Below are 26,671 nucleotides of genomic sequence, written 5' to 3'. Positions count from 1 at the left end.
GTATTTCTCCGTTTAAGTCAGCAGAAGATGTACAGCATTATATCATTATGAATGGGATTTCAGCACTTGTTGCGCTGAATCGGACAGCTTATCGATGATCAAGCTTAATTGAATCAGGTCGTCCGGTGACAACACTTTAAACGCTTGGCTCACCGCTGCCGTTTTGGTTCTCCCAAGTTCCCAGATCGCAATCCCAGCATCAGTTATTTCCACGCGTATCATGTTGCGTTTCTCCAGGTCTTTAACCAGTTTAACCAATCCCCGCCCTTCCAGCCGTTTCAAGTTGACCGACACCGTTTGCGGTTCGCGTCTATAAACCCTGGAAATCATCGCCGGCGTAACGGGTCCTTCTATTTTCTTCAAAATATTCAGAATGCCGAGTTGCTCGGGCTTGATTCCCAGTTCCCTTAAATCACGGGCGAACACCTTATATAGAAGATTCCGCGTCCTCATGAAACGCGCCCATATATCCAGCGTCGGGTCGGTGTAAGAAATGACTTTTTGCGGCATAATTTTTTCTAGAGTTTCCGAATTGCCGAACATTCTAATAGACCAGAAGAGATATCACAAATGATAGAGGCAGACAAACGACGAGTAAACTTGTCAGCCGGTCTTATTAAACCACTTTAATTTTCTTGTAATGAAAGTATCACTAAAAATACGTCATTTAGCGGATGTTCTATATAGAATATTGTGTTACCATATGATACCTAAAGATTAAGAATAGATTGATAAAAGGAGATTGAAAATGACTAATGGCACCCGGGAGAGACCGGATGACAGCGGCAAAGACTGCAAATTTAGTTCATTTATAAAGGAGAGAAAATAATGACACAGTTTCACAGCACTGTCAGTCGCCGTGAGTTCATGAAAGCACTTGGGCTTACCGCCACAGGCGCTGTCGCTTTGACTGCTCCGAGTTTTAACGACCTTGATGAGTTGATCGGCTCTCAGTCAGCACAGTTCAAGCGCGCCTGGTGGATCAAGAACCGTGAAATTGATGAACCTACCGTAGAATTAGACTGGAGCCAAATGTACCGTTCCGACGGCAAGTGGACCGGCCAGGACGGCTCATGCCAGACCTACTTCATGGGTGACGCAGAACGGCAAAAACGTTCTTCTGAAGCAGCAGCGTTTTCTACCGAGACACTTAAAAACAGCACACCGGGGATGAACCTTCGCGACAGAGCCCTCTCCGGTGGCCTTTATCAGGCTACCATCAGTTTCATGGGTTTGCAGTCAGCTAAAACACCGGAACAAATGGGAGTACCCAAGTGGCAAGGCTCCCCGGAAGAGAACAGCAAGATGCTGCGTGCCGCCGCCCGTTTCTACGGCATGGGTACTGTCGGCTTCGCTGAAATTGACCAGAAGGTCAAGGATAAGCTCGTCCGTGAGTATGATAAGGCCGCCGCCCACCAGAAGTATGTCTTTGAGGATGTTCCGCTCGGCTACGAGGCTAAGGACAAGCTAGTCTTCCCTTCTTCAGTACCCCTATACGATATGGCGTTTCTCCATCCGCTGTCTAAGGAAATGTTCCGCACTACACCCAGTTCAGATATTGCCAGCGCCGGCAACTCCATCCGCTACAGCCAATGGTCGATTGTCCAAACGCGCTTGCAACAATTCGCCCGGATGCTGGGCTACCAGATCTACGGTTATACCACCCCGGTCTGCGGGGCTATTCCGACTATTGCTACTAATACGCTCACTGGCCTGGTTGAAGGAGGCCGTAACAATGGTGTCTGCATCAGCCCGGAGTACGGCACGGTAACCGGAGCCTTCAGCGTGGTTATGGATATTCCAGTCGAACCAACCCCGCCTGTCGACGCCGGTATCTGGCGCTTCTGCCATACCTGTCACAAATGCGCTGACGCCTGCCCGACGAATTCGATCTCACAGGATAACGAGCCTTCATGGGAAATCCCGCAGATTTACGGCAAGGAAGACACCACTCACGTTCCCGGCAAGAAACAGTTCTGGACTAACGGCGTTGATTGCTGGAGCTTGAAAGCCACCTTCGGCGGTTGTCATACCTGCATGGCTACCTGTACCTTCAATACCGGTGCGGCTGCCGTTCACAGCTATGTAAAAGCCGCTTTGGCGACCACGCCTGCGCTCAACAGCTTCCTGTGGAAGGCTGATAGCTGGTGGGGCTACGGTTTGCGTGAGGATAAGGAAAGCTGGTGGGATCTGGCTCAACCCACCCTTGGTTTCGATACATCGGTCACAGCCCACCACAAAACCTACTAGGATCTACTCCAACTGCTAAACAAAACTTGTGGGGGTGTGAGAACCCCCACAAGTTTATTCATGTTAAAATAACCTTCAATGAACGTAGTGCTGCTCTTTCCCCCGCAATGGCTACCGTATCAGCCTCCTCTCGGTATGCCTTCGCTGTATGCTTTCTTGAAAGGACAGGGCATCGATGTCGTTCAAAAAGATCTGAGCATCGAATCATATGAACATTTCCTTTCCCGCCGCTATTTACAGTCATTGAAGGGTCGCATCGAAGACCGATTTACTGTTCTGGATACCAAAGCCAGTCTCGAGCCTGGAATAGAGCAGCAGCGGTATGCCGATCTTTTTCTGGCAAAATTATCTATTGAGTCCATTTCCACCACTGTCGAAGAAGCTAAAGCGGTTTTCCATGATCACCAGTATTTCGATGCCAACACCCTATCCCAAGCCCGCCGAACACTGGAAGACGCGCTGGCTGTGGTCTCGGCAGCACACTTCCCTTCCCGTCTCCAGCTGACGTCGTTTTCTATGCCGTCATTTGACGGCCGTTTCGATAGCGTTGAAATCTTGACCGCGGACGGTAGCCAGAATCCTTATTTGGGGTATTTTGAAGAACAAACTTCTCCGTGGCTGAAAGATCAGGGTCCCGACCTGATAGGTATTTCAATTAACGCCGAGTCCCAGTTGATACCTGGTCTTACTTTAGCTCGCCTGGTAAAAAAAGCTCTTCCTGGGTGCCATATTGTCCTCGGCGGCTATCTGGTGACCTTGCTGGCATCCGTGTTTAGCAGTCACCCGGGCTTTTTCACCAGGTATTTCGATTCGCTTGTCATCCTCGAAGGCGAACGTCCATTGCTTGAGTTGGTCAAGAGGGTGGAGCGTAGCGAAACCCTGACGGACGTCCCGAATCTGATTTGGTATGACGGTAAAACGGTCCGGAAGAATTCCCCTGTGCCACCCGATTCGATGGCTGAATTGCCGCCTCCGGACTTTGACGGCCTGGTTCTCCGCAAGTATTTATCGCCTGAACCGGTCCTGCCGGTTCTAGCCTCACGCGGCTGCTATTGGGGCAAGTGCGCTTTTTGCTCCCACAACGTTTCCTATGAGAACAGATACCGTCCCTCAGTACCCAGAAAGGTTGCCGCCGATATCGACCACCTGTCCCGTCGTTACAACGTCAGGCATTTCTCCTTTTGTGATGAGGCCATCGCTCCGTCTCTGATGTCGGGCCTAACCCGAACGTTTCTCGAGAGTAAGGCTGATTGCCGGTTTTCGACGAATATCCGCCTGGAAGCTCAATTCGATGGCAGCCTTTGCCAAGAGATGTACCAGGCGGGTTTTCGCGTGGTTTACATCGGTCTCGAATCCGGCTGCGACCGGGTGCTGGGCTTGATGCGGAAAGGGACTACCCGGGAACTGGCGCTGGCAGTATGCCGCAACCTGGTAGCCGCCGGCATTTGGGATCACCTCTACATCTTCCTCGGTTTTCCGGGTGAAACGCTGGCAGAAGCGGAAGAAACAATCAGTTTTATAGAGCAAAACAGTGAAGTGATTCGTTCATTCAATATCGGCCATTTTTCGCTAACACGCGGCTCTGCCGTCTTAGCATCACCGGAGGAATTCGGGATAGATTTGCCTGCGGGAGATGCTACTGGCTATCTGGCTGTCGGGTTCGATTTTTCACCTAGAACCGGCTTGAACCGAAGCCAGGCTGAATCGTTAAGCCGGAAAACCTGGGATCGCCTCGTCTTATCGTATCCCACCCATGACATCATGCGGTTTCTTTCGAAAGAGGATCTACTGGTCTACCTCTCTCACAATGAGAGTACCGACCCAGGCTTGTCTAACTTAAGCGCCGCTATTCCGGCATCCGGGGACAGATACCATGGTTTGGTCAATGAGTCTTTGGAAATGACTTTAGACTATACGCCCCTCATGGCAGACGGTGTGACCCGATCAGTCATACACTTTGACCTTCCCGCCTTTGTGCGCGGGCAATTATCTGCGCCGAACGTCCGTCAACGGCGGTTGGTAGTTTTTAATCCTGCTACCCGTCGTTTATGTCAGCTTGACGCCGTATCATGGGATATCTTGGGATTGTCAAACGGACGGAATACGATTCGCCAGATCTCTCGCTCATTGACGCGTAAGAACGGGCTTTCAAGTTGGCAGGTCGAGGCGGGCTGCCTTCGCGTCCTGGCGGCGCTTAAAGCCGACAGTTTTATCGTTTGAGCAGCGCGCGCTGACCCTCAGTTTTTCAAGTATGGTAGAATACTAAATCCGCTTTGATGCGTTATATAGTCTGTAGTCTGCCCCGGCTGGGGACTGGAAGAGGTTTTTCAGATGTTCAAATGGCTCGGCAAAATGGTCGATTCCAATGAAAAAGAGATTAAAAAGCTCCAGCCTTTAGTTTCGGCGGTCAATGCCCTGGAGCCGGAGTTCATGGCGCTCACCGACGAGGAACTCAAATCCAAAACCGCCGGCTTCAAAGCCAAAGTCACCGCTGAATACGAATCTCTGAAAGGCGACATCGACAGTCTTCGATCCCAGCTGGCTGTCACCGTGGGCCAGGAAGACCGCAATAAGCTCAAAGACAAGATCATCACCCTGGAAAACTCCTGTTTCGAGGAGATCATACCTGCCGCTTTCGCCGCGGTGCGCGAAGCCGCCCGCCGCACCCTGGGCCTGCGCCATTATGACGTGCAGCTTATGGGCGGCGCCGTCCTTCACGACGGCCGGATCGCCGAGATGAAGACCGGCGAAGGCAAGACTCTCGTCGCCACCCTGTCTTTGTACCTGAATAGCCTTCTCGGCCGCGGCGCCCACCTGATCACTCAGAACGATTACCTGGCCCGCCGCGACGCCTACTGGATGGGCCCGGTCTACCACGCTTTGGGCGTATCGGTGGCTTCCATCTACCCCATGCAGACGCCGGACGAGCACCAGCCGTCGCGCCTCTTCGAACCGTCCTACAACTCCGGCAAGGACAATGACCCGTGGCGGCACTACCGGCCGGTGCCCCGCAAGGAGGCGTATGCCGCCGACATCACCTACGGCACCTCGGCCGAGTTCGGCTTCGACTACCTGCGCGATAATATGGTCATCGACCTGTCGCAGTGCGTGCAGCGGCCGGACGGCCCCTACTTCGCTATCGTCGACGAGGTGGACAATCTGCTCATTGACGAGGCGCGGACGCCTCTGATCATCTCCGCCCCGGACTTCGAGGCCGGCAAGCTGTATCAGTCCTTCGCCAGGCTGGTGCTGCGGCTGAAACCGGCGGAAGACTACGAGGTCAAGATCAAGGAGCGCCTGGCAGAACTCACCGAGGACGGCTGGACCAAGGTCGAGGGCCTCTTGAAGCGCGAAGGACTGCTCAAGTCGGAGAACCTCTACGACCCCCAGAATTCCTCGCTGATGCGCCACCTCCGCAACGCCCTGTCGGCCAAGGAGTTTTACCTCCGCGACCGGCAGTACGTGGTTGACCGGGACCCGGACGGCCAACCTGGAATTGTCATCGTGGATGAATTCACCGGCCGCAAGATGGTCGGCCGGCGCTATTCTGAAGGGCTGCACCAGGCCATCGAAGCCAAAGAAGGCCTCAAGGTCCGCGAGGAGACCAAAACCTACGCCTCAATCACCATCCAGAACTACTTCCGGATGTATGACAAGCTCTCCGGCATGACCGGCACCGCCCTGACCGAGGCCGAGGAGTTCTCGCGCATCTACAAACTGGAGGTGGTGGCCATTCCCACCCACCGCCCCATGGTGAGGCAGGACAACACCGACCAGATCTACAAAGACGTGCCCTCCAAGTTCAAGGCCGTCGTCCGAGAGGTCGAGGAGATGCGCGCCGCCGGCCGCCCGATACTCCTGGGCACCGTTTCCATCGAAAACTCGGATCTTATCTCGGAGATGCTCAGGAAGAAGGGCATACTTCATGAAGTCCTGAACGCTAAAAAGCACGAACGGGAGGCGGCCATCGTCGCCGAGGCCGGCAAGCCCGGCGCCGTCACCGTAGCCACCAACATGGCCGGCCGCGGCGTGGACATCATTCTTGGCGGCAAACTCGAGGGTTACGACCCGATGGCTGATCTGAAAGCTCATCTTGCCGAAGAACTGTCGAAAACGCCCCTGGATAAGGATAAACTGACCGAATTCGAACGTGACATCGCCCGGGCGGAGACTGAGATCGCCCGCCTTCAGGGCCAGATTAATACGGCGCGCCTGGAATATATCCAGGAAATCAAGACCGATGCCTCCACCGCCGAAAAAAGCGGCAAGCTGGCTGAAATCGAGTCACTTGAAAAGAAGCTTAAAACCACCGCCGAGGGTTACCTTGCCGCCTACGGCGGCTGGGTCGCCGATATGTCCCGCGAGCTGCCGGATAGTCCAAAAAAGACGGTCTGCAATATCGACACCGGCCGCTGCCAGACGGTGATCGACAAAGAACGCAAGCGTTTCAACGAGTGGCTGGAGCGCTACGTGGCGGTGGTCAAAGCCGGCGGCCTGCACGTCATCGGCACCGAACGCCACGAGGCTCGCCGCATTGACAACCAGCTTCGCGGCCGGGCCGGGCGCCAGGGCGACCCCGGCTCGTCGCGCTTCTTCGTCTCGCTGGATGACGACATCATGAGGCGCTTCGGCGGCGAGATGGTGCGCGGGCTGATGGACCGCTTCGGCTTCGATGAGAACACCCCCATAGAGAACTCGCTAATTTCCCGCTCCCTGGAAAACGCCCAGAAACGGGTCGAAGGCTATAACTTCGACGTCCGCAAGAACCTGGTCGAATATGACGATGTGGTCAACAAGCACCGCGAGATCATCTACGGCGAACGCAAGAAAATCCTGTCCGGCGCCGACTTGAAGTCTAACATCCTGGACATGGTCAAGGAGACCATTGATGGCATTGTCGCCGAGCGTTTGACCGGGCTGGACTATCAGGACTGGGACATCGCCGGGCTGCTCGCCGACCTGTCCGCCTTCATGCCTCAGCCGGAGGGTTTCACCGCCGAGGAGATCTCCCGCCTGTCATCCGATGAGGTGGCCGAACGCCTGAAGTGCGCCGCTGAAGCCATCTACGAAAAGAAGGAACAGGACATCGGCGCGCCCATCCTGCGCCAGATCGAGCGCCACCTGATGCTCCGGGTGATGGACACGCTGTGGATAGAGCACCTGACTTTCGTCGAGCACCTGCGGCTGGAGGCCGGCTGGCAGACGTTACGGCAGGTCAAGGCGGTTGACGCTTATAAGAACGAAGGTTTCCGCGCTTTCGAAGACCTGCTGGACGGCATCAAACATGACGTTGTCCATGCCATTTTCAAAGTCCAGGTGGTCAAGCAGCCGCCCGGCGCCGCCGCGCCGCCGCGGGTTCAGGCTCATCACGCTCCTCTTGCCGTCGGGGCGGCGCCCGCCTCGCCCAAAGCCGAGGTCTCATCGCCCATGGCCGGAATAGCCGCCCCCAGGACGGCGGCGCCAACCGCCAAAGACGCCGAAGGTCACAAGGTCGGCCGCAACGATCCCTGCCCCTGCGGCAGCGGTAAAAAATACAAGAAATGCTGCGGAGCCTAGCCTATGGTTGAAGAAGCCTGCCGGACCGCCGGCCTCGCTGAATCTGATGCCGGGTCCGTCCGCCGCCTGCGCGCCGCCATCGGGGAAGGACGCCACTGGTATCTGGCGCTGCTGGAAGCTGTCGGCGCCTGGCAGACGGATGAGGAGTGCTTCGAGGGGCGGCTGTATCGCTATTTGATCGACGGCGAGGCTTTTGACTTCCTGCTGCTGGCTGAGCGCCTGACCGAGACCGTCCGCGACCTGGTGCCGGAGGCTGAGCGCGTTGCCCTCCTTTTCAATTCAAAGGCTCCGGTGGAGGTCTCCGACGAAGAAATGAAGGGCTTGTTGGGCGAGGCGCGCTACCGCCAGATGCTCAATTATTTTTACGGCATCACCGCGGAAGAAGCTCTGATCCTGGCCGTCCAGGAAGAAGTCCGCAAGGACGAACGCTCTGTCGTCATCAAGTCGTTCGATACCGCCGATGAAAGCTTCAAGCGCATCTACGACCAGCCCCGCGCCGAACTGCTGAAAATGTTCCGGCGTGAACGCGGCGAGCGGATTTCGCGCTCGCTCAAACTCGCTGAGATGCGGGAGTTTACTTACTGGCTGTTCAAGTACCGCCTCAGACACGCTGAAAAAGCCCGCGTCGCCTCGGATATGAAAAAATCCCTTGCCCGCCTTAAAAAGTTTCCCGGTAAATCCGGCAGCCCCGGCCTGGACCAGCTGTTGGGGGTGTAGTCAGTTTTCGGCTTGAAGGGCGAGGGCGTAGCCTTCATCGACAAGGGATTGCGCCATGTCTAAACACTCCCGTTCGACTTCACGCAGCGGCAGCCGGTATTTTCTGGCCAGATCACGGGCGATCGCCGAGATCGGCCGTTTGCCGTTCCAGCCGGAGAGCATCTCCGCGCCGCTGTCTGAAATTCGTTTGAACCGATTGCGCTCGATGTCGAACAGGGACCAGCTTTCGTCCGGATAAACTGGCTCGGCGCGTTTGTTTTGGATGTTTTCCCAGACTGCCCGAAGATTAAAATGCAGCCGCTCCATCACCACGCCGGGCTTGAGGGCCGGCATTGAAGCGGCGGTAAGTTTCTTAGGCGTCTTTTTTCTGGCCGGTTTCTTCATCTTAAAAATCGACGCCAACAGCGGGTCTGTTTTCTCATAATGTGAGAGGTATTGGGGCAAGATGCAGGCTTTATCGTAATGATGGCCTATCTTTTCGAGGAAGGCGTCACCGGCCAGTTGGGTGGCTACCGTAGCCAGGCATTCCGCTGTCAGTTCCCAGCCTTGTATATCGGTCAGTCCATCCGAGACCAGATACGGCAGGTATAATTTGAAGTCGGTGTCTTCGGTGGACCGGGGCAGGGTCACGCCATAGTCACCAGGATTCTTCATCACCCGGGAGTTCCGCCCAACCGAGAAATTGCTTATTCCCAGCGACCTGATGATGTCTTTGTTCTGCGCTAGAAAACTGAACGTCTGGCGGGCTTCCGCCATGGTTTCGCCCGGAAAGCCGAACATGATATAAACGTGATCCCAGATGCCGGCCTGGCACATGTTGCGCAGCACCTCTTCATTTACCGCCGTCGTGGTGCCTTTGTTTATGAGGCCGAGGACCCGGTCGCAGCTTGATTCAATGCCTATGTAAACTTCCCGGAAGCCGGCGGCAGCCATTTTCCGGCACAGCTCCGGGGTAAACTGCCGCTCCGGCCTGATGCTGGTGGAACAACGCACATCGAGGCCGCGTCTCAAGATCTCATCGGCAATCCGGTTGATTGAATTCGGCGAAGTCCCCTCATCCGAAAGGGCGATGTGCTTGACCCCGTGTTTTTTCACTAATAACTCTATGTCATCGACGAATTTGACCGGGTCCCGAACCTGGTACGCCATGCCGTAAGCCAGACTGTGGGTACAGAAGGCGCACCGGCTCCAGTAGCAGCCCCGGGACGACAATACCGGCAGCACCGGCTCCGGGCTGAGGTATTTTTCCAGCGCCAGTCCGTCGAAGCTCGGAGGCGGCAGGGCGTTGATGTCTTCCGGCGGCTTCTTATCGGTGACATGGATGCCCACGGCGTCGCGGAAAATCAAATTCGGAACGTTGAATAAAGATCCACCCTTCTCGACGCATCGGATTAGCTCCAGCAGCGGCTGTTCTCCATCGTTGATAATCGCGCTGTCGAAGAAGATATCAAAAAGTTCCGCGTATTTGACGATCACATCGGCCAGCATGGTCACGACGTAGCCGCCGACGACGATATGCGCTTTCTTGTTTCCGGCCTTGAGGAGCCGCGCAATGGTGAGCGCCGGAATGAGCTGACTCTCGCCGGATATGGTGATGCCGATGACCTCCGGAGCTTCATCCCGCACAAACGGCAGCAGGTATTCCTCACAAAGCTGAATGTAAGGATTCTCTAGCCGGTTTTGCGTCGCCTGTTTCAAATCCTGGAACGATCCCTTAAATGACGGCATTTCGAACGACGAAAGGCCGATGTTGGTCGGGAAATAGGCCAGTGATACCGCCTGCAGCGCCTGGGTGATGGTGTTCCGGGCACCGGCCAGGATCTCGGGATCGTAGAATTTTTGAGGGTCCCGGTAGGTGTTTTTGGCGGCCTCGATTTTTCCCGCCAGCAGCGGCGCCAGTGTTTTCGCCATGAACAGGTCGTTGTACTGTTTTTGCTCCGTGCCCGGCGCCAGCCGGTCCTTTAATTCCCAGCCTGAGAATTGGTTTTTCAGCTGTTGGCTGATCCCGGAGAGGTAACTTTCCGAAAGCATTAAGTCATAGGCTTCAAGATTGAAGTCCTTTTGAATGACGTCAACGCCATTGTCTTTCAGGTATGCATAAAGGGACGGTAAGCTGAGGTAAGGCCGGAACGGCGTCCATTGAGGCGGGAATACCAGAAGGGCTTTCACGCGCCGGGTCCCACCGTTGAAAACATTTTGGCTAAGAAATTGACAGAGGGCGTTCGTAACAGCAGGGAATGCCCGCTGTTGACTGTCGGATTCATGCTCGTCCCCCAGCGCGATACAACAATTACCCTATAGAATACCCTAACAGGTACGAAGAGTTAAAACACGAGGCGGGCTCAGAGAGCCCGCCTCGTAGACCCTAACGATACTGATTGTTAGTAACCCATGTGTTTGGCATAGACGGTGGAATCAAAGCCATAGGCCGGCAGGGACATATGCCACCATTCCTCGATATCCTCTCCGGTCCTCATGCCGTAGCCCATCGTGGGATGCATCGCAGAGAAGAAGCTGTTGAAGATCGGAGTGACGGAAGCCGTCGCCTTCACCACCTGGTGGATCATGGCTCCGTTGGCCCCGTTGAAGACGCAGTTGCCCCAGCAAACATTGCATCTTTCCCCGTTCATATTCCGCCTTACCCAGAGCTGGCATTGGGGCATATCGGTCCAGTAGGTCTTGCGGCCGAGCTTATGGAACTCGCCCGCCGTTCGTATGCCTTCCCATGGCAGAATATGCGCTTTAGGTTCATTGCTCGTCCGGACTTCCCAGGTCGGCTCGCCTTCGCCTTTCTTGACTATCGAACCGGATGGGCAGAGGTCAGCGCATAAGCCGCAGCTCTGGCAGAACCGCCACATGCCGGCGTCGATCGGCTTGGTGTGCTCCAGTGGCAGCGTTGTCAGCAGATCGAAGTAGCCGCCGAAAGCGCCGAATTCCGGGCTGATGGACATGATGGAGTGGCGGCCGTTCTCGCTCAAACCGCCCAGTACGGCGCCGGCGTTGGAAGGAATGGCGCGGTACGGTTCGTCAAGCATGCTCTGGTAGCCCAGGCCCTGGATGAAACCCTGGGTGCAGGCGCGCGGCACCTCGCGCAGGCGGTAGCGGGTCTGGGCGACACCTCCCAGCGTCCCGGGGCGCATCCGGTTCAACTCGCTGTCCTGCGGGATCAGATAAGTCACGCTGTATAGGGGCACATTGGGCAGATACGTGATTCTGGTTTTATCGTCAAACCTGAAACTCGAATCGGTCTGCGAGAACACAATCGGCTTGGTGACCGTGGTCGGGGGCTGCTTGTCGTAGTATGAAATGCTTGGATTCTCGCCGGTCAAGCCGATCAGTTTTTGATGGTGATCATCAATGGCGGCGGTGCCGATTTCGGCTGAACCGAAGAAGACCATGGCCGCTCTCAGCATTAATGTCGCCTCTTCGGCCGAGCCGGTCCACTTCGGTACGCCGCGCTCTTCCGGAGTCTGGACTGTTTTCTGACCGAATTTGAGATTGGAGTTGGTATCCCCGAGGGCGCCGTTGCCGATGCCGTTGGCGGAAGCCAGGGCCTGATCCCGCAACCGGTAGCCGGGCTGATTGTTTTTCATCCTGTCCGCCGGGCTCGGTCCGGTCGCTGTCTCAGCGTTGTACCTTTCCAGGCCGGGATAGGCCGCCACGACCGCGGCCGACTGGGTGCTGTAGTTGTAATGGCGCTGCATCAAAGACCAGTCGATTTCGACCGTCGGCTCATCGACTTCCTTGACCCACCAGGCGCGCTTCCGGGATGACACGCTGGATTGAATCAGTTCGTCCAGGTCGTGGAACGCCGGGGCTGCGGCCATCGCGCCGCCGACGCCGGCGCTGACCAGGCCTAGGCCTTTCATGAACTCCCTGCGGCTGACTGTGCTGTGAAAGATAGACACGCCTTTTTCTCCTTCTTGTTATGATTTGTTAGCCTACCTTCACCTCTTATAACCCTATCCCGATAACATTTCATCGTCCTGAAGTACTAGTACCATGCTGATTTATTTTCATTAATCAGGGTATTGAATACGGAGATTAATACTATTTAATCCAAAATTTCTGCTTTTTTCGAAAATTTCATGGGCTTCTCCAGAAAATACCCCGGCTTCGCGCCGGTATCGGAACGGGACGAAAACAAGCTTTGATTTGTCCCTATCGCCTCTGGAATTTCGGGTGCGGCAAGAGTAGGATGATAACGTTGATTGTGAAGGTGGCTTATGGGGCGTTTTGACGGCGGACTTTCCCGGCGGCGGTTCATTAAAAGCGCCGCGCTCACCGGCGCCGGGGTTGCCGTCTTCGGCCTGGAGTCCTGCACCCAGAACCTGGGGGTAGACCAGCCTGAGGATGGCTTTTTCCATTTCTTCGGTTACGGCACAACCTCGGCCGGGGAGTGGGATGCTGAAGTGGCGGTGGACGCGCTGTCGTGGCAGCCGGGAGCCCAAATCAGCCTGGATGTTTCGCTCTACCTGCCGAATTCAATCATCCAGAAACTGGCACCCAAGATTATCGTCGAACAGGTTTGCCTGCTCGTTACCGCCGAGCGCGCCTTCGATGCCGACGGGATACACCGCTTCCCGTCTCACGAACGAATGTCCAGCTATGTAACGCCCACCGGTCTCGCCGTCGAAGGCGGGGTTCAAGGGGCGGTCACCCGACGTTTCGGCGGCCGGTACCAGACGCCGCTGGACGAATTTCTGACCGTGCCTCTCGAAGCGCCGCCGACAGCCTCGGACGAACGGCGCATTGTTTTCAGGCTGCTCCCGACCGTGCCGGCCGAGGTGCCACCGGGCATCTACCGGCTGCGTCTCGATTTCGGCGTTGTCGCCAAAGGCAAAAACTACTCCCTGGCCGGACTGGCTTTCGCCCAGCGGCCGGCGGCTTCCGCCATGCCCGCTGAATCTCATTTTTATTCCTGTCCCTTCAAAGTCAGCGGCCGCCAGCCGGACGGCAGGTTTATCGATGCCTCAACCATTAAACCCCGCCTGCCCTGGGTCATTCTTTCGGGCTACGGCTCCAACGGCTACTCGGGAGTGGTCGCCGAGGAGGACAAAGCCTCATTCGCCCTGTCGCCCCGCAACATCATCCCTGATGATGTCATCCTGCCGTTGTACTCTGATGACAACAAGACTAAGGCGGTGTATTCGCTGGAGCCGCGTTTTCCCACCCAGACCATTGAGGCCAGGAACGCCATACCGATGGACCACACCCGGGGCGAGGTCTCGGTCAAGATTATCGGGCCAGACGGCCATACCGATGACCTCGGCCGGTTTCCTTTTACGTCTCTGAGCGGCGGTTGGCCTACCACCTCCAACCCGGCCGTTACCGCCTGGAAGCCTCCGGCTTACGGAGAGTACACGGTCAACGTCACCGGCTATGTGGAAGATATCTGGGGCAACCGGTATGACGGCGGCGGCAGCTACCGTTTCGCCATCGCTAAAAGAATGACGCTGGCTACTGCCACCTTTCAGGGAGCGGCGTTTCAGGTCGGCGGAAAATACGGCCGGGACCTGGGGTTCGCTCCGGCGGTGCCGGCAGATGTTTTTGTGGCGGCGGACCTGTATCCTGATTCAGATCCGGGCAAGAAAAAAACGCTCACCTTCTCCGGCCGTGCCTCGCCTTCAGGCATCTTCGGCGCGGCGCAGGGCGCCATGCAGCTGGCGCTTGACTCGCCCGGCGAATATTTTGCCCACATCAAGACCAGGTACATAGACCAGGACGGGCATTTATGGCTGTGTTCGGTACGCCATGCCGGCGTCGTCTACCCGCCGGATTCTGCCATTGTCGCCCACGGTAAAAAGCTGACCATCGGCGGCAAATACGTAGACCGCGGCGAAACCAAATTTGAGGGTTATGTTGATGCTTCGGGCGAAAATCACCTGGCGCACCTCAACTATCCCTATAACAGCGGCGATGTGCTGCTTATCGGGTCGGAACAGCAGGGGGCTAACAAGATTGAGCCGGTTTTGACCTATGATTTCAAGGCGGCGCCGCTTGCTTACGAAGCCCGCTGGCAAACCATCGGCGTTACCAACGTCAGCTTCAAGACCTCCAACAACTATTCACCCCAGCTGTTCCCGGAATTCATCACCGACCGGGCATATTTTTACGCCGGCGCGCCGCGGCCGGGTTTCATGTCCCGTTTTATCGTCGGCTCGGACGGCCTCAAGGCGCCGTACTGGCCGGTAAGCCCCAACTCCTTCGGCGGGCAGATCAACGCGTCGAGCAATGGCGACCTGCCCGGCACCATCTACCGGCTGATCGGCGGCGTGGCCTTATTTCAAAAAGGCCAGCCCCCCGCCTACGCCGGGTATCTGGCATCAAGCTTTGTCATGCCGGGCAAATCCAACAACAACCGGGTCATCGCCCCCGGCGCCGAGGAACTGCTTGGCGCCGACGGGACTAAAGCGCGGCTATTCCTGGTAAGCATTCGCCCGGGGATGACCTACGAGACCGGAGCTGCCTTCGTACCGGTTGCCCAAATTGATCCGGTGCTGCCGGCGGTGGTCACTTTCAAGCTGACTTATCCTGATGGCCGCGCTTTCACCGCCCAGGGCACCGGCGATTCCGGCGGTTCTTTTGCCAGTAAGGACCGCTGGACGCTGGATGTCCCCGGCGTCTACCGCTATACCATTGAAGCTGACTGGCAGGGCAATAAGGGTTATATGCCGGGGATGCCGCCAGAGGGCGGCAAGATCTTCGTCATTGAAAGGTCGCGTTTGCCGCAAAGCCCGGAGCTTTCACTGGTAATCAAAGAACAGACGACTTTTTCCCAGAGCGGCACTTTAACCATCAACGGTCAGAGTACCGGGGATGAGGTTCACTTCGCGGCGGTCACGCCCGGCGCCATCACCTCTCAAGGGGTGATCCCGGTGAAGAACGGCAAGTTCAGCTTCGTCTTCGATCCCGCGGCCGTCGCCCGGTCATCTCCGTTCTACGATGTTAAAAACCTTCGGACCAACCAGCCGGAGGTCAAACGGGTGATTCATTTGACGTTGTTCAGCAGGGAGAGGGCGGTAAGCGGCCAGGTGTACCATTCCTTCGTTCGGCTGATCATCCGCGGCACCACGGTCTTTTATACTTACTAGTGTTTTTAAGGGCGCAATGTTCTCTCAAGCCGGGGTGCGACCTCTTTGCCCTTCCTTTGGCCAGGATTAACTCAAGTTACCCGCAGCCATTATAATGGGTGACGAAAATCCGCTGTCCAAGAATGGAACGATTTCGCCCGTTCCTGCATCCTATTGTTAGAGAATCATTCAAAAGGAGCGCTCCTGTTGGATGAGCCGGAAGAAGCGGCCTTAGTCCGCCGCTGCCAGGCGGGAGATGCGGAGGCATTCCGCATCCTTGTCGAGAGGCATAAAAACGTCCTCTTCGGCGTCGCCTATCTGATGACTCATGACCGGCCTGCCGCCGAAGATGCCGTCCAGGAAGGTCTCGTTCAGATCTGGAGATGCCTGCCGTCCCTCCGCGACCCTTCAAAGGTCAAACCCTGGCTGATACGCATCGTGGTTAATGAAGTGAAGCAGCAATTCAGGATGAAACATGTGCCTGTCGCCCCGCTCGAAGCCGCCGCCGACTTCCCGGACGAGACGGATTTGCCGGAACAGCAGCTCATCTCCGCTGAAAGGCGACAGCTGATCAAGCGCGCCCTTACCACGCTGCCGCCGGAGCAGCGGGAGGCGGTGGTGCTGCGTTTTTACTCGGACCTGACCGTGCCGGAGATCGCCGGTATCACCAACCAGCCCCTTGGCACGATCAAGTCCCGCATCTCCCGCGCCCTGGCGCATCTTGGCAAAGAGTTGGGTTACGAGGGTTTGAGGTGATGTTGGATGGCTAAGCTCGAACGCGAACTCGAGGTTTTTTTCAAATCCGAGGTGGATTCCGCCGTACCGCCGTCGGATTTTTGGCAGGCTGCAGTATTAAAAGCGACGGCCGTCTCGCAGCGGCCGGAGAAGAAATCCCGGCTGGCGGTCTGGTTTTCCGACCTGCTGGAGGCTCTGCATTTTGACCCCAGGAGGCCGGTTTTAGGCATCGCCACCTACCTGGTCCTGCTTTTGGTGATTGCTGGTTTGAGCGCCGGCGTTAGCATTTATGTCTCCGGTTTGGGTATCGGCGACGCCCCGCCGACAATAACAAGTGGGACGGTCCCACCACACGTTATTCCGACGGTGACTGTGGTGATTCCGCAAAATACCTCAAACGCATTGTTTGCTGCGCTGTTTGGTGTTTTATTTGCTCTTTTCGCCGCCGCTGCCTTTGTAATATGGCGGCTCCGGCGCAGTAGAGCTTCCGAAAGATACCGGCAATGAAAGCTGTATCTTCAGTACAATGCGTTCTTTTAACTTCCATCATCGCTGCGGGCTTGCTTTGGGCGTTTCCTGAACCGGGGTTCGCTGAAGCCCCTGAAGGTACCAAGAGCGTTCTGCCTCGGATTACCCTCGGTGGAATACCTGAAGAAAAGAGTGTATTGGGGCCGGTCATTGTTTCGGTGGTGGTTGTGGCTGCCATGCTTTTGGTGCTTTGGTTATTGATGCGCAGGGGTCGCCGATGAAGCTCTGTAAATTTTTTCCCTTGGTGCTTATCCTTAGCCTCTCTTTTCTGCCAGCATGCCTTCAACAGACTCCTGTATTGCCGGTATCATATTTTCCTGTCCGCCATGAACCGGGCCCCAGCCTGCTGTTGCTCAACTACGGCAGACTTGTCCTCGATGACGGATTACTACGTTTGAAGGAAAGTAGTAGTGACAGGTCGCACTTACTTATATGGCCGCATGACTATTCCTACCGCGTCGCCGGGAGCCGTGTTGAAATCCTCGACGCCGAGGGTGTAGTTGTCGCTAAAAGCGGGCAATATCTGCGTATCGGCGGCGGGCCGGCTTTTTCAGTCAGCTATTATACCGGTGAAGAGCCGCCGGTGCCGCTACCCGGCCCGTATTGGGCTTTAGCCAGTATCGAGCAACGGTGGCCGTGGGATTCCGTCGCCTTGTTGGAATTATTTGCCTTAATCTGCATGGCGGTTATCTTGACACTAATAGCCCTGGATTTGATACGGCTGAGGCGCTCGAAAATATGAAGATTCGGACTGTCTCCTTAGCCTTGCTCCAACTGGCGGCCGGTATTCTTATCGCCGTATTCAGCGCTTATGTTCACCAGCACCGGTTCCCCTCGGACATAACCGTAGCCGCCGCCGGCGGAACAGTGTTGCACGTTTCTTGGCTTTGGGACACCACCGTCACCTATGCCTTATTATTTATTCTTCTCTTGAGCTTGCTCGGCGTCATTGTCGCCGTCCTCGGTCTTATTAATCTATTCGCCTCTGTTACCGCTCGGCAGTCCCCTGCGACGGGAATCAAGTCAAAAGCATGGACCAGCATAACCGGCGCCGCGCAGCTTGTCGTCGGGTCGGTTGTTGGCGGGCTCTGCTTATATATCGCCGTGCTTCCTTATCCGGCGGATGTCGTCAAGCCTCAACTGGATGGGACACTTGAGGTTTTGTATCGTTTTCCAGATTCAGCGGTCAACTCGGCAATAAATGTGACCTGGGTGATTGCCGCACTGGGTATTGCTGTGGCTGCCAGCGGTCTGTGTAACCTACTAAGGCAAGCGCCCCTAATTCGACAAACAAAGCGTGAGTGTTAGTCCATTTACTTCGGTGCGAACGGAGATAGGGCATGAAGAAACTCGCAGTTTTACAGATAATTCTAGGCGTTATCATTTTGGTGTTTGGCGGAATCGCCGTCGGCGGGACTTTCTCAACGCAGTTTAGCTACCCTGGTGGCTTACATGGAGAACCGGATCTCGCCGTTTTCCAGCCCGAAGCCCTGAAGGTTGCTCGTTGGGCTGGGGCCGCCGTTCTCCCTTTGGGTTTAGGCGTCATCGTTTGCGGCATCGCCCAGTTGCGAAGGAGTTGATTGGCAACACGGGTTTGCCGTTTTCGTACCGACAAGGTACACGCCCTGACGTTGTTCGGTTGGGGGCTTTTACTTAAGTTTGACATAACAAAATATCGCGCCAAATACGACAGAAGTCGGTTGACACCTGTTGTGAACTGGTGTGCTATAATACCTGCCATGTTATTGACAGACAACCTGACCCCGGTTGGCGGCCATGAATTGTTTTCCCGGTTTCCATGCTTGAAGCCGGCTTTCCGGAACTCGCTGGCTGCCGGCCGCAGCGCGCGCAGGGATTCGATTCTTTTTTCCGCCGATCCGGGCATTGATCGCGGGTTCTGGCAGGATCGAACGTGGCAGAAAGGAATCGTTTCCGTCGATTTATATTATTCTGCGGAAAACAAAAACCAAACCGCTGAACGCCTTGAGGCTTTCCCCCGATGCCGGTAACCGCCTCGCCCTTCATCCTCCTGGCCGCCGCCGCGCTGGCATTGGGCTGCCTGCTGGGCGCCTTCCACTTCTACCGACGCCGCCGCCTGATAGATGAAACGCCCACGTCAAAGACCCGGGGCGTCTTTATCGGTCTGGCGGAGGTCAAAGGCACCGCGGAGTCGGAGACGCCGCTGGAAAGCTACCTGGCCGCCAGCCGCTGCGTCTGGTACTCCTATAAAGTGGAGGAACACTGGCAGCGGACTACGGTGAACGCCAAAGGGCACGCCCAGACCCAGAGCGGCTGGAAGACGGTTGCCTCAGAGACCAGATACGTGCCCATCTTCCTGAAGGACGATACCGGGGTTATCCGCGTCATGCCGGAGGGCGCGGAGGTTCACGCCGATAAAGTCTTCGATAAAACCTGCCGCCGCGACGATCCGCTCTACTACGGCAAGGGGCCGGAGAAGGCGGTTGGCGGTTCCACCCACCGGCGCCGCTTCACCGAACTGGCACTGCCCCTGCACGATGTCATCTATGTCATCGGTCAGGCCAGGGAGCGGCAGGACGCGGTAGCCGCGGAGATCGCGGCGCGCAAGGGCTCCATGTTCATCATCTCCACCCATGAGGAGAAACACCACTCGAACCGGTTCCGGCTTTACTTCTGGCTCTGGCTGGGGCTCGGAATAATCGTCGCCGGCGGCGGCGTGGCGATATATCTCCAGCAGGCTGGCCTGACCTCCTACGCCCCGGCGGTTCTCTCCGCGGCTGGGATCTATCTCGGCGCCGTTGCGGCAGCCTGGGTATGGACTGCCTACAACAGCCTGGTCAACCTGCGTCAGCGGGTACGCCAGGGATTTTCCCAGATTGATGTGGAACTCAAGCGCCGGGCTGACCTGATTCCCAACCTGGTTGCCGTCGTGGAAGGCTTCCGCCGCCACGAAAGCTCGCTTCAGCATCTGGCCGCCGAACTCCGCAGTCAGGCGGCAGCCGCCGGCCAAGTTGAGGAGTCGCGCGGAGTATCCGGCGCGTTGCTGGCCGTTGCCGAAAAATACCCGGATCTTAAAGCCGACGGCCAGTTCCTGTCACTGCAGCGGTCGCTGGCGGACACAGAAGAGCGCCTGGCGTTGGCCCGGGATTACTACAATTCCATCGCCACCTTTTTCCGGACGCGGCTGGAGGTTTTCCCGGACGCGCTTTTAGGGCGGCTGCTGGGTTTCCAACCCCTGCCCCTGCTTCAAGCCGAGACTTTCGAGCGGGCGGCGGTCGCGATAAATCTGGTCGACTAAACGATGCCGGTAAGCAGCATCAAGCCGTAACCCAGGCCGGCGGCGGCGGTGATCGGCGGCATTGCCGGCGTCGGGCCGCCCTTGAAAAACGCCCGCTGTACCCAAAAAACCGAAAGCAGCCCCAACATCAAAGCTCCGGCGGTCAGGAAAGCCGGGACAATCCCCGCCGCGGCCAGCACCGAAACCAGGAGTATGAGCGCGAAACCGACATCGCCGCCGCCAAGCAGGGATACGACACGCTCGTCGGCCTCGTTTTCCAGCCGGAGGTCGGACAATTCGATGCTCCAATCGGTGCCCCTACGCGGGAAAATGAAAGCTGGCACGATGGCGACGCCGGAGAGTTTCTTAACCATCCACATCATGTGCCCGGATTTAACCGAGACCAGATCGTAGATTGAAATGACCGCCATGATGACCAGCACCGAGCCTGGTGACAGGATGAAACCGAAGACCGAACCATAGCCCGCCAGGGCTATTCCCAGAAGGAGGTTGTGCAGCCATAACCGGGGCCATTTGAGCCAGGCCAGCGCTCCCATCGCGGCGATGATTCCTGCCGCCACCGCCGGCAGGGAAAGTCCCAGCACCACGAAGACGCCCCAGGCGTAGAGAAGCAGGAACATGCCCTTGATCAGGTACTTGAGGAACCGCAGGGGCAGGAAAGCCAGCGTCAGCCCCAAAACAGCGACGGTGAGAAAAAAATATACCAGCGGCGGTCCAGCGGAGATTTTCGGCAGGACGATACCCTCTTCTTCGATGAAGACCTGCTGGCGCAGTGAAACGGCAATAGCCAGCGCCTGGCAGGCGGCCAGAGTGGCCAGGCTGTAATGCGTTGGATTCAGTTTCACGACGGCCGCCGTGGCGCATGAAGGTTCAGAATACGGGGAGTATCCGACAAGAACGTCGAAAAAGTGTTGGAAGTGACATCGGCAGCCAACACCGGGGGCAGGCTTTGAGATGGGTGTGAAGTCAGCGAAAAAAAGTACTGGTGGAGCCGGAGGGGATCGAACCCTCTACCTTTTGACTGCCAGTCAAACGTTCTCCCAAGTGAACTACGGCCCCACGGGACAGATTTGAAATATAGCATAATGCTCAAGATTGATGCAAGATTCACCCCGGATTGGTTGGCCACCAGTTGGTAAAAGGTGAAAGGGCGAGGAAAAAACCCAGGTGGATGGTTATAAAGAGTCCCATGCCGATGAAAAACAGCCTACGGCGGCGAACTAACGTCCACCACCCAGGCTTCGGAGGTTGGCTCTCGTGGACGTACTCCTCCGGCGGTACCGGAGGAAAATCCCCCGAGGTCTGACCCCCGGCAGGTGTCATTGCGTTGGTTTCGGTGTTGGTCTCCTTTATGGGATCACGGTCTCCGATGCCGACACCCTCAGGCATCAACCCGCGGATTTTTCGGGGCGTGCCCCGGACCCATGCCCAGGCATTGTCGAAGAAAAGGGCGAATGCCAGAAGGACACCGCCAACAATCGGGACGAAGTAAAAAATATAGGTTATGCGGTCGGTGATCGCCCCCAAGATAATCCACACCACCAGCGTGGCGAAAATCCAGGCGGCGGCGAAGAACGCCGTTTCACCACGGCGGCGCCATGCCAGCCAGGAGGTCCATGCAAATCCCGGCAAGGTTATTGCCCAGACCGTTGGCGTAACTGCCGACAAGTATTGAGGCGACCACCAGAACGGCATGATGTAATACCCCAGGACCCATTGCCATGGGTGGAGGGCGGAGGGGTGGGTGGAGTTTTCAAATGTAATGGTGCCCGGCACGGTAAACAGATGGTTGATGCGGCTAAAGGGGTTGCTCCAATCCCCAGTGAGAAGATATTCCAGCCCTGGTACCGCCAAGATGGCACCAGCGTAAGCCGCCAGCCCGGAGATAGCCAGGATCAGAACCTTATCCCTGCGGAAAACAAGCCAGTGGAGAGCGATGGCGATTACCGGAAATAGACCCGTCAGCTTGCACAATGCCGAAAGGAGCAGGAACAGGACTGCCAGCGGGTATTTGCGGGCGAGATAAGCCCAGAAACCAGCCAGCATGAAAGTGACGTTGAAAATATCCAGCATGGCAACGCTGGCCATTAAGAAAGTAGCGTTTTCAAAGGCGAACAGACTAACCGCGATATTCACCGCGGTTTGGGACAGCGGGAATTGCCGCAGAATGAGATAGAAGAAAAAAATGGCGCCTACGCCGAATACGGCCGGGAAAAAACGCCAGCCGAACGGATTGTCGCCAAATATCTGCATGCCCGTGGTAATCACCAGCTTTGCCAGGGGGGGATGTTCCGGCTGGTGGAGGTCGCCCTGGACGAGATAATCACGAGCGGCAACGACATAATATTGCTCGTCCAGCACCAGTTCGTTGGGGTGCCACAGCAGACCCAGATGAAGAATCATCGAGCCGATAAGGATCGCGGCCAGCCATGCATGCTTCCAGGCGGCGAACCGTTTGATCACGTTGAAGAACTTAGTCATTAAAGGCACGTAATATTAGACATAACGACGGCCGATGTAAATAGATAGCCCGTCGGTTCGTTCTCCTATATCTTGCGGAAAATCAGTAAACCAAGGCAGGGAACGATAAATTATAACCGTCTGAAATCTGGATAACAAAAACCCGGCTCTATTTACGGGTGAATCACCGGGCGGTCAAGCAGCAGGCGGTACCAGAAGATTTTCCATCGGGATGCTCCGGAGGCAAGGTCCCGAAACAGGCCGGCGGTAAGGCGCCGCAGCATGATCAGGCCGAACAGAGCGGCAAAACCGTTGACGATTTCCGGGGGTTCGCCGAGCGCTTCGGCGATCAGAGGCAGGACCAAGAAAGCCAGGGCGACGCCGAGCGGTAGGGTCGCGCTTTGGCCGGCGCCAGTTTTAAAACGCTCGTTGGAAGGGATATCTTTAAGCCGAATAGCCCTGGCGGCTTTTAGACCGATCGCCGTAAACACAGGAATGAGGGAAACAAGTGTCGGCACAGCAGCCAATGCGACCGCAGCGCCGAAACCGGTGGTGTTGCCCTTCTCTCCGTCGAATCTTTTGAAGACCGGCCACATTTGGCCGCAGGTGACAGCCAATGCCGAGATGACCACCGTCCCAGCGTCGAAACCCAGATGACGGGCGATGACGATAGTAATGATGCCCTTCAGCACATCAATGCTGGTAGCCAGGAGACCCCAACGTGGTCCGGCTTTCTGCCACAGGGCGATATGAAGGTCGCCTGCGGTGCTCAGCCGGTGTACCCGCGCCAGGAGCAGCAGGTGGGGGAATGCCCCGATGAAATAGGCGGCGGTGATAACGACGATCTGTCCGGCGATAGTTGATACTCCTGCCATCATCGAGAGTCCCGCGTATTATAAGACTATTGGAGATTATTTTTACAACAGGGTTATTAAAGTCTTTACTTTGAACGATAATTCAAGTTATCATATCTGCGGTCGCCGCCGTTTCGGGAAATCTTGAGGAGGGTCCGTCTGATGACAGTCAAAGTTGTGACCGATACCACCGCCGACTTGCCGCCAGCCATCGCTTCGGAATTGGGTATCAAGATCGTGCCGATGTATGTGCGCTTCGGCGAAGATGTCTTTAAAGACCGGGTTGAGATCACCGAAGACCAGTTTTACACACGACTCCAGAGCGACCCGGTGCACCCCAGCACCTCCCAACCGTCACCAAAGGATTTTTTGGACGTTTATAAGGAAATAATGCCCGCTAAGGACGGTATTTTCTCGCTCCATATCTCAAAAAAATTGTCAGGCACCTACGACTCAGCGCTGCAAGCCAAACAGATGCTGGGCGGAAATCAAACGCTTGAAGTGGTAGATACCCTCTCGGTTTCGATGGGTTTGGGACTGCTGGCCATTCTGGCCGGACGCTTGGCTAAAAGCGGCGCAAGTATCGAGGAGATATCGGCTGCTGTCAACGCGGCGATTTCGCAAGTGAGACTGCTGGGTATTTTTGATACTTTAAAATACCTTGCCGCGGGTGGGCGCATCGGAAAAGCAAAAGCACTGGTCGGTTCTATCCTATCAGTCAAACCGGTGCTCACGGTCAAAGACGGTGAGATGCATCCGGCCGGGCAGGTGCGCAGCCGGGCGAAAGGTCTCGAACGGTTAGTCGAATGGGCCGGAAGCCTGGGCAAACTTGAGGATCTAGCGGTGGTCCACACCACCACCCCGGAAGAGGCCAGCGGCCTCGCGGATCGTCTCGGCGCTTTGTTCCCCAGGGAAAAGATTATCATTTCCAGGCTAGGAGCGGCGTTGGGTGCTCATGCCGGCCCCGGCACTCTGTTTGTCGTCGCTAGAGTCGCTTGATCCGGGCGGAGGCGGCTGGATGCAACTTTTGAATGACCTCGGGGACCAGGTGTCATGATCCGAATGGATCCTGAATCCTGATGCCGACGCTGGTGAGTACCACGTGCGCTGGGTCAAGCAATTACTTGCTGATTCGTTCCAACCGGCGTACGATGGCGATTGAAATTAAAGCCGATGGGGTGGTTGTGGTTCGCGCCCCTCGGCGCGTGCAGCCTGGGCTGATTGCTGGTTTTGTCAAGCGCCACGCAGATTGGATCGCCCTCAAACAGGCGGAGATAACCCAAAGGCCGCGGGCGGAACCAAAAGGCTTTGTCGAAGGCGAGGATTTTCTTTTCTTGGGGCAAACCTGCCGCCTTCATTTCGTTGAGGCGGGCGTCCCGAAAATTGACTTTAATGGTCACATTCAGCTGCCGAGAGCAAAGGAATCCCAAGCTAGAGACCTGATAGAAGACTGGTATCGGGCACAGGCACGGAAAGTTATTACGCAGAACATTGAACAACGTGTCTCAGAGATGGGCTGCCGACCCAGCGGCCTTCGCATTACCGGCGCGCGGCAGCGGTGGGGTTCCTGTGGTATCAGAGGAGCATTGAATTTCAACTGGCGTCTTGTCATGGCGCCGCCGGATATTATCGACTATATCGTTGTTCATGAGATGGCGCATTTGAAGTTTCGGGGGCACGGGCGTCAATTCTGGAAATTTGTCGAGCAATTCGTACCCCGATACCAGGAAAAGCGTCAATGGCTCAGCGATAATTCCGTCAGAATGGCAATTTAGCTGCATATTTTCCTCCAGGCGGTCGCCCGGGGCTGGACGAAGTGCTACAATGGTTGCCGGAAATGGGAGCGGGTGAGCTTGAACTCCAACGACAAACCAGCCATCAGGATTCTGGTGGTAGATGATGACGAAGCTATACTGCAGTATGCCTGCGCCGGGCTTGAAATTGCCGGATTCAGGGTAAAAGGGACCTCCGACGGCGAAGAAGCCCTTGCAGCGGTCCGAGACGGGGATTCAGACTTGGTGCTGCTGGACTTATTTATGACCCCTGTAACTGGATTCGACATCCTGACCAAGCTACGTGATTTTTCCGACATTCCGGTGGTCGTTTTCACCGCCAGGGATGATATCGGAGGATTTGCTCTTGAGACCGGCGCCGACGGCTATATCGGAAAGCCTTTCAAAGTCAAAGAACTGATTGAGAAGATTGAAGAGGTCATTGCTCGACAGGGAACAAAGTGGGAGTGAAAGCTTCCAAGAAATGCTTTCCGAGGATGAAATGAGGAAATCAAGATTCCTGGTCGCTCTCCTGGTTATTTATATGATAATGTCTGCGCCGGCCTGCGGTGGAAACGGCGTGACAGAAACCGCCAACCCTGGGCAAACCGAACCCGGCGGCAGCGTGTCTGTTCCAGTTCAAACGGTCCCCCAAACCACCTCTCCGCCGGTAACCCCGACTCCGGGAGCCCTTCTTAATTCGATAACTTCCACCTCAGCGTTGCTAACCAGTTATGAAGGCAAGCTGACGACCGTAATGAACATGTCACTAGCGGGGATGGTGATGGACTTTGACATCACGGCTTCCATGGCGGTCGATATCGGCAGCAATAAAGTCTTCGTTGATATGAATACCGCTGGGGTTGTCACCCAGATGTATATCATTAACGATACGGAATATATCAAAGTTAACGTCCCGGACGGTCAACTTCAAGCCAACGTATGGTACAAGTTTGCCCTGCCTGCATCTGACCTCCGGGACATGTGGCTGTCTCAAGACCTTGGGAAGCAATATCAAATATTGCTTAACCAGGCATCTTTAACCATTCTCGGGACGGAGCAGGTCGGCGGCAAAACCTGCTACAAAGTGAAGATATCGCCAGACCTGGGTAGCTTCATGGCATACCTCGGTGCTTCAGGCAGCAACCTGGCTGATTTGGGAATTGTTGACCCCGCCCAAGCATTCAAGCAGCTTGAGGTAACTTTTTGGGTAGATACAACAACTTATATGACAATTAAAACCGATATGATTGTCGATATTGATGTTCAGGGGATGAAAATGAAAATGACCATGAGCATGGTACTGGATAAAGTCAATCAACCGGTTGCAATCACGCTGCCGATTGAAGCACAAACGGCCGTAACTCTTGATTATTAAAGCAGGCAGATTGAGTTGATCTGGTTAGCATTCCCGAGCGACGAGAGTTTCGGAAAATACGGCTGCGGGAC

22 protein-coding genes and 1 tRNA gene are annotated in these 26,671 nt (G+C 56.0%); 16 read left to right on the top strand and 7 right to left on the bottom strand.

The features are described 5' to 3' along the window. Nucleotides 1-45: 45 nt before the first annotated feature. Complete coding sequence (locus tag ABV300_RS00520) at nucleotides 46-543, bottom strand: MarR family transcriptional regulator (protein ID WP_353714634.1); 498 nt, start codon at nucleotides 541-543, stop codon at nucleotides 46-48. Between the two features lie 285 nt (nucleotides 544-828). On the opposite strand from ABV300_RS00520, the gene ABV300_RS00515 reads away from it, so the two are divergent. The 4 genes from ABV300_RS00515 to ABV300_RS00500 all read left to right on the top strand — a co-directional run bounded on the left by ABV300_RS00515 (nucleotide 829) and on the right by ABV300_RS00500 (nucleotide 8,523). After that, complete coding sequence (locus ABV300_RS00515; RefSeq protein WP_353714633.1) at nucleotides 829-2,250, top strand: reductive dehalogenase; 1,422 nt, start codon at nucleotides 829-831, stop codon at nucleotides 2,248-2,250. A 135-nt stretch (nucleotides 2,251-2,385) separates the two neighbouring features. Next, nucleotides 2,386-4,470, top strand: coding sequence for a radical SAM protein (locus ABV300_RS00510; RefSeq protein ID WP_353714632.1), 2,085 nt, complete (start codon nucleotides 2,386-2,388; stop codon nucleotides 4,468-4,470). A 111-nt stretch (nucleotides 4,471-4,581) separates the two neighbouring features. Then, a complete protein-coding gene (gene secA / locus ABV300_RS00505) occupies nucleotides 4,582-7,806 on the top strand; it encodes a preprotein translocase subunit SecA (RefSeq protein ID WP_353714631.1) in 3,225 nt (1,074 codons plus the stop codon). Nucleotides 7,807-7,809: 3 nt separating this feature from the next. Then, on the top strand, nucleotides 7,810-8,523 hold the full coding sequence (locus ABV300_RS00500) for a hypothetical protein (RefSeq protein WP_353714630.1): 714 nt from the start codon (nucleotides 7,810-7,812) through the stop codon (nucleotides 8,521-8,523). Here the strand turns inward: ABV300_RS00500 and ABV300_RS00495 are convergent, their stop codons facing one another. Both ABV300_RS00495 and ABV300_RS00490 read right to left on the bottom strand, forming a co-directional pair. Then, nucleotides 8,524-10,692, bottom strand: coding sequence for a radical SAM protein (locus tag ABV300_RS00495; RefSeq protein ID WP_353714629.1), 2,169 nt, complete (start codon nucleotides 10,690-10,692; stop codon nucleotides 8,524-8,526). A 212-nt stretch (nucleotides 10,693-10,904) separates the two neighbouring features. Then, entirely contained in the window at nucleotides 10,905-12,431 is a 1,527-nt protein-coding gene (locus tag ABV300_RS00490) for a reductive dehalogenase (RefSeq protein WP_353714628.1), read from the bottom strand. Nucleotides 12,432-12,749: 318 nt separating this feature from the next. Here ABV300_RS00490 and ABV300_RS00485 point away from each other — a divergent pair, with 318 nt between their 5' ends. The 8 genes from ABV300_RS00485 to ABV300_RS00450 all read left to right on the top strand — a co-directional run bounded on the left by ABV300_RS00485 (nucleotide 12,750) and on the right by ABV300_RS00450 (nucleotide 20,136). Further along, entirely contained in the window at nucleotides 12,750-15,617 is a 2,868-nt protein-coding gene (locus ABV300_RS00485) for a twin-arginine translocation signal domain-containing protein (protein WP_353714627.1), read from the top strand. Between the two features lie 186 nt (nucleotides 15,618-15,803). Continuing rightward, the gene (locus ABV300_RS00480) at nucleotides 15,804-16,352 is read left to right on the top strand and encodes a sigma-70 family RNA polymerase sigma factor (protein WP_353714626.1); all 549 of its coding nucleotides are present in this window, start codon (nucleotides 15,804-15,806) and stop codon (nucleotides 16,350-16,352) included. Nucleotides 16,353-16,358: 6 nt separating this feature from the next. After that, entirely contained in the window at nucleotides 16,359-16,838 is a 480-nt protein-coding gene (locus ABV300_RS00475; RefSeq protein WP_353714625.1) for a hypothetical protein, read from the top strand. Then, nucleotides 16,835-17,080, top strand: coding sequence for a hypothetical protein (locus ABV300_RS00470; protein ID WP_353714624.1), 246 nt, complete (start codon nucleotides 16,835-16,837; stop codon nucleotides 17,078-17,080). The genes ABV300_RS00475 and ABV300_RS00470 overlap by 4 nt, the downstream gene beginning before the upstream one ends. Beyond that, a complete protein-coding gene (locus tag ABV300_RS00465) occupies nucleotides 17,077-17,601 on the top strand; it encodes a hypothetical protein (protein WP_353714623.1) in 525 nt (174 codons plus the stop codon). Before ABV300_RS00470 ends, ABV300_RS00465 begins: the two co-directional genes overlap by 4 nt. Then, complete coding sequence (locus ABV300_RS00460; protein ID WP_353714622.1) at nucleotides 17,598-18,167, top strand: hypothetical protein; 570 nt, start codon at nucleotides 17,598-17,600, stop codon at nucleotides 18,165-18,167. The genes ABV300_RS00465 and ABV300_RS00460 overlap by 4 nt, the downstream gene beginning before the upstream one ends. A gap of 32 nt (nucleotides 18,168-18,199) precedes the next feature. Continuing rightward, nucleotides 18,200-18,439, top strand: coding sequence for a hypothetical protein (locus ABV300_RS00455; protein ID WP_353714621.1), 240 nt, complete (start codon nucleotides 18,200-18,202; stop codon nucleotides 18,437-18,439). 419 nt (nucleotides 18,440-18,858) lie between these two features. Then, nucleotides 18,859-20,136, top strand: coding sequence for a LemA family protein (locus ABV300_RS00450; protein ID WP_353714620.1), 1,278 nt, complete (start codon nucleotides 18,859-18,861; stop codon nucleotides 20,134-20,136). On the opposite strand, the gene ABV300_RS00445 is transcribed toward ABV300_RS00450, so the two are convergent. From ABV300_RS00445 to ABV300_RS00430, 4 genes are all read right to left on the bottom strand, one after another. Continuing rightward, nucleotides 20,133-20,981: a presenilin family intramembrane aspartyl protease gene (locus ABV300_RS00445; RefSeq protein ID WP_353714619.1), complete on the bottom strand. Its 849-nt coding sequence runs from the start codon at nucleotides 20,979-20,981 to the stop codon at nucleotides 20,133-20,135. The two genes, ABV300_RS00450 and ABV300_RS00445, sit on opposite strands and share 4 nt — an antisense overlap. Nucleotides 20,982-21,119: 138 nt before the next feature. Further along, a tRNA-Ala gene (locus ABV300_RS00440) sits at nucleotides 21,120-21,195 on the bottom strand. Nucleotides 21,196-21,243: 48 nt separating this feature from the next. Then, nucleotides 21,244-22,617 carry a phospholipid carrier-dependent glycosyltransferase gene (locus ABV300_RS00435; protein ID WP_353714618.1) on the bottom strand — a complete coding sequence of 458 codons (1,374 nt, stop codon included), beginning with the start codon at nucleotides 22,615-22,617 and terminating at the stop codon, nucleotides 21,244-21,246. Nucleotides 22,618-22,769: 152 nt separating this feature from the next. Further along, nucleotides 22,770-23,474 carry a glycerol-3-phosphate acyltransferase gene (locus ABV300_RS00430; RefSeq protein WP_353714617.1) on the bottom strand — a complete coding sequence of 235 codons (705 nt, stop codon included), beginning with the start codon at nucleotides 23,472-23,474 and terminating at the stop codon, nucleotides 22,770-22,772. A 138-nt stretch (nucleotides 23,475-23,612) separates the two neighbouring features. Here ABV300_RS00430 and ABV300_RS00425 point away from each other — a divergent pair, with 138 nt between their 5' ends. The 4 genes from ABV300_RS00425 to ABV300_RS00410 all read left to right on the top strand — a co-directional run bounded on the left by ABV300_RS00425 (nucleotide 23,613) and on the right by ABV300_RS00410 (nucleotide 26,600). Then, on the top strand, nucleotides 23,613-24,449 hold the full coding sequence (locus tag ABV300_RS00425; protein ID WP_353714616.1) for a DegV family protein: 837 nt from the start codon (nucleotides 23,613-23,615) through the stop codon (nucleotides 24,447-24,449). Nucleotides 24,450-24,601: 152 nt separating this feature from the next. Then, nucleotides 24,602-25,225 carry a SprT family zinc-dependent metalloprotease gene (locus ABV300_RS00420; RefSeq protein ID WP_353714615.1) on the top strand — a complete coding sequence of 208 codons (624 nt, stop codon included), beginning with the start codon at nucleotides 24,602-24,604 and terminating at the stop codon, nucleotides 25,223-25,225. 78 nt (nucleotides 25,226-25,303) lie between these two features. Next, the gene (locus ABV300_RS00415) at nucleotides 25,304-25,693 is read left to right on the top strand and encodes a response regulator (RefSeq protein WP_353714614.1); all 390 of its coding nucleotides are present in this window, start codon (nucleotides 25,304-25,306) and stop codon (nucleotides 25,691-25,693) included. Then, nucleotides 25,665-26,600, top strand: coding sequence for a hypothetical protein (locus ABV300_RS00410; RefSeq protein ID WP_353714613.1), 936 nt, complete (start codon nucleotides 25,665-25,667; stop codon nucleotides 26,598-26,600). Before ABV300_RS00415 ends, ABV300_RS00410 begins: the two co-directional genes overlap by 29 nt. The last annotated feature ends 71 nt before the right edge of the window (nucleotides 26,601-26,671 follow it).

The organism is Dehalogenimonas sp. 4OHTPN (assembly GCF_040448695.1).
Lineage (GTDB): Bacteria > Chloroflexota > Dehalococcoidia > Dehalococcoidales > Dehalococcoidaceae > Dehalogenimonas.
This window is presented reverse-complemented; position numbering and strand designations above follow the sequence as displayed.

Bases quoted from the DNA above. Each gene is read 5' to 3' on its own strand.
- ABV300_RS00520 (WP_353714634.1), bottom strand. From the start codon at position 543: ATGTTCGGCAATTCGGAAACTCTAGAAAAAATTATGCCGCAAAAAGTC.
- ABV300_RS00515 (WP_353714633.1), top strand. From the start codon at position 829: ATGACACAGTTTCACAGCACTGTCAGTCGCCGTGAGTTCATGAAAGCA.
- ABV300_RS00510 (WP_353714632.1), top strand. From the start codon at position 2,386: ATGCCTTCGCTGTATGCTTTCTTGAAAGGACAGGGCATCGATGTCGTT.
- secA (WP_353714631.1), top strand. From the start codon at position 4,582: ATGTTCAAATGGCTCGGCAAAATGGTCGATTCCAATGAAAAAGAGATT.
- ABV300_RS00500 (WP_353714630.1), top strand. From the start codon at position 7,810: ATGGTTGAAGAAGCCTGCCGGACCGCCGGCCTCGCTGAATCTGATGCC.
- ABV300_RS00485 (WP_353714627.1), top strand. From the start codon at position 12,750: ATGGGGCGTTTTGACGGCGGACTTTCCCGGCGGCGGTTCATTAAAAGC.
- ABV300_RS00475 (WP_353714625.1), top strand. From the start codon at position 16,359: ATGGCTAAGCTCGAACGCGAACTCGAGGTTTTTTTCAAATCCGAGGTG.
- ABV300_RS00470 (WP_353714624.1), top strand. From the start codon at position 16,835: ATGAAAGCTGTATCTTCAGTACAATGCGTTCTTTTAACTTCCATCATC.
- ABV300_RS00465 (WP_353714623.1), top strand. From the start codon at position 17,077: ATGAAGCTCTGTAAATTTTTTCCCTTGGTGCTTATCCTTAGCCTCTCT.
- ABV300_RS00460 (WP_353714622.1), top strand. From the start codon at position 17,598: ATGAAGATTCGGACTGTCTCCTTAGCCTTGCTCCAACTGGCGGCCGGT.
- ABV300_RS00455 (WP_353714621.1), top strand. From the start codon at position 18,200: ATGAAGAAACTCGCAGTTTTACAGATAATTCTAGGCGTTATCATTTTG.
- ABV300_RS00450 (WP_353714620.1), top strand. From the start codon at position 18,859: ATGCCGGTAACCGCCTCGCCCTTCATCCTCCTGGCCGCCGCCGCGCTG.
- ABV300_RS00435 (WP_353714618.1), bottom strand. From the start codon at position 22,617: ATGACTAAGTTCTTCAACGTGATCAAACGGTTCGCCGCCTGGAAGCAT.
- ABV300_RS00430 (WP_353714617.1), bottom strand. From the start codon at position 23,474: ATGATGGCAGGAGTATCAACTATCGCCGGACAGATCGTCGTTATCACC.
- ABV300_RS00425 (WP_353714616.1), top strand. From the start codon at position 23,613: ATGACAGTCAAAGTTGTGACCGATACCACCGCCGACTTGCCGCCAGCC.
- ABV300_RS00420 (WP_353714615.1), top strand. From the start codon at position 24,602: ATGGCGATTGAAATTAAAGCCGATGGGGTGGTTGTGGTTCGCGCCCCT.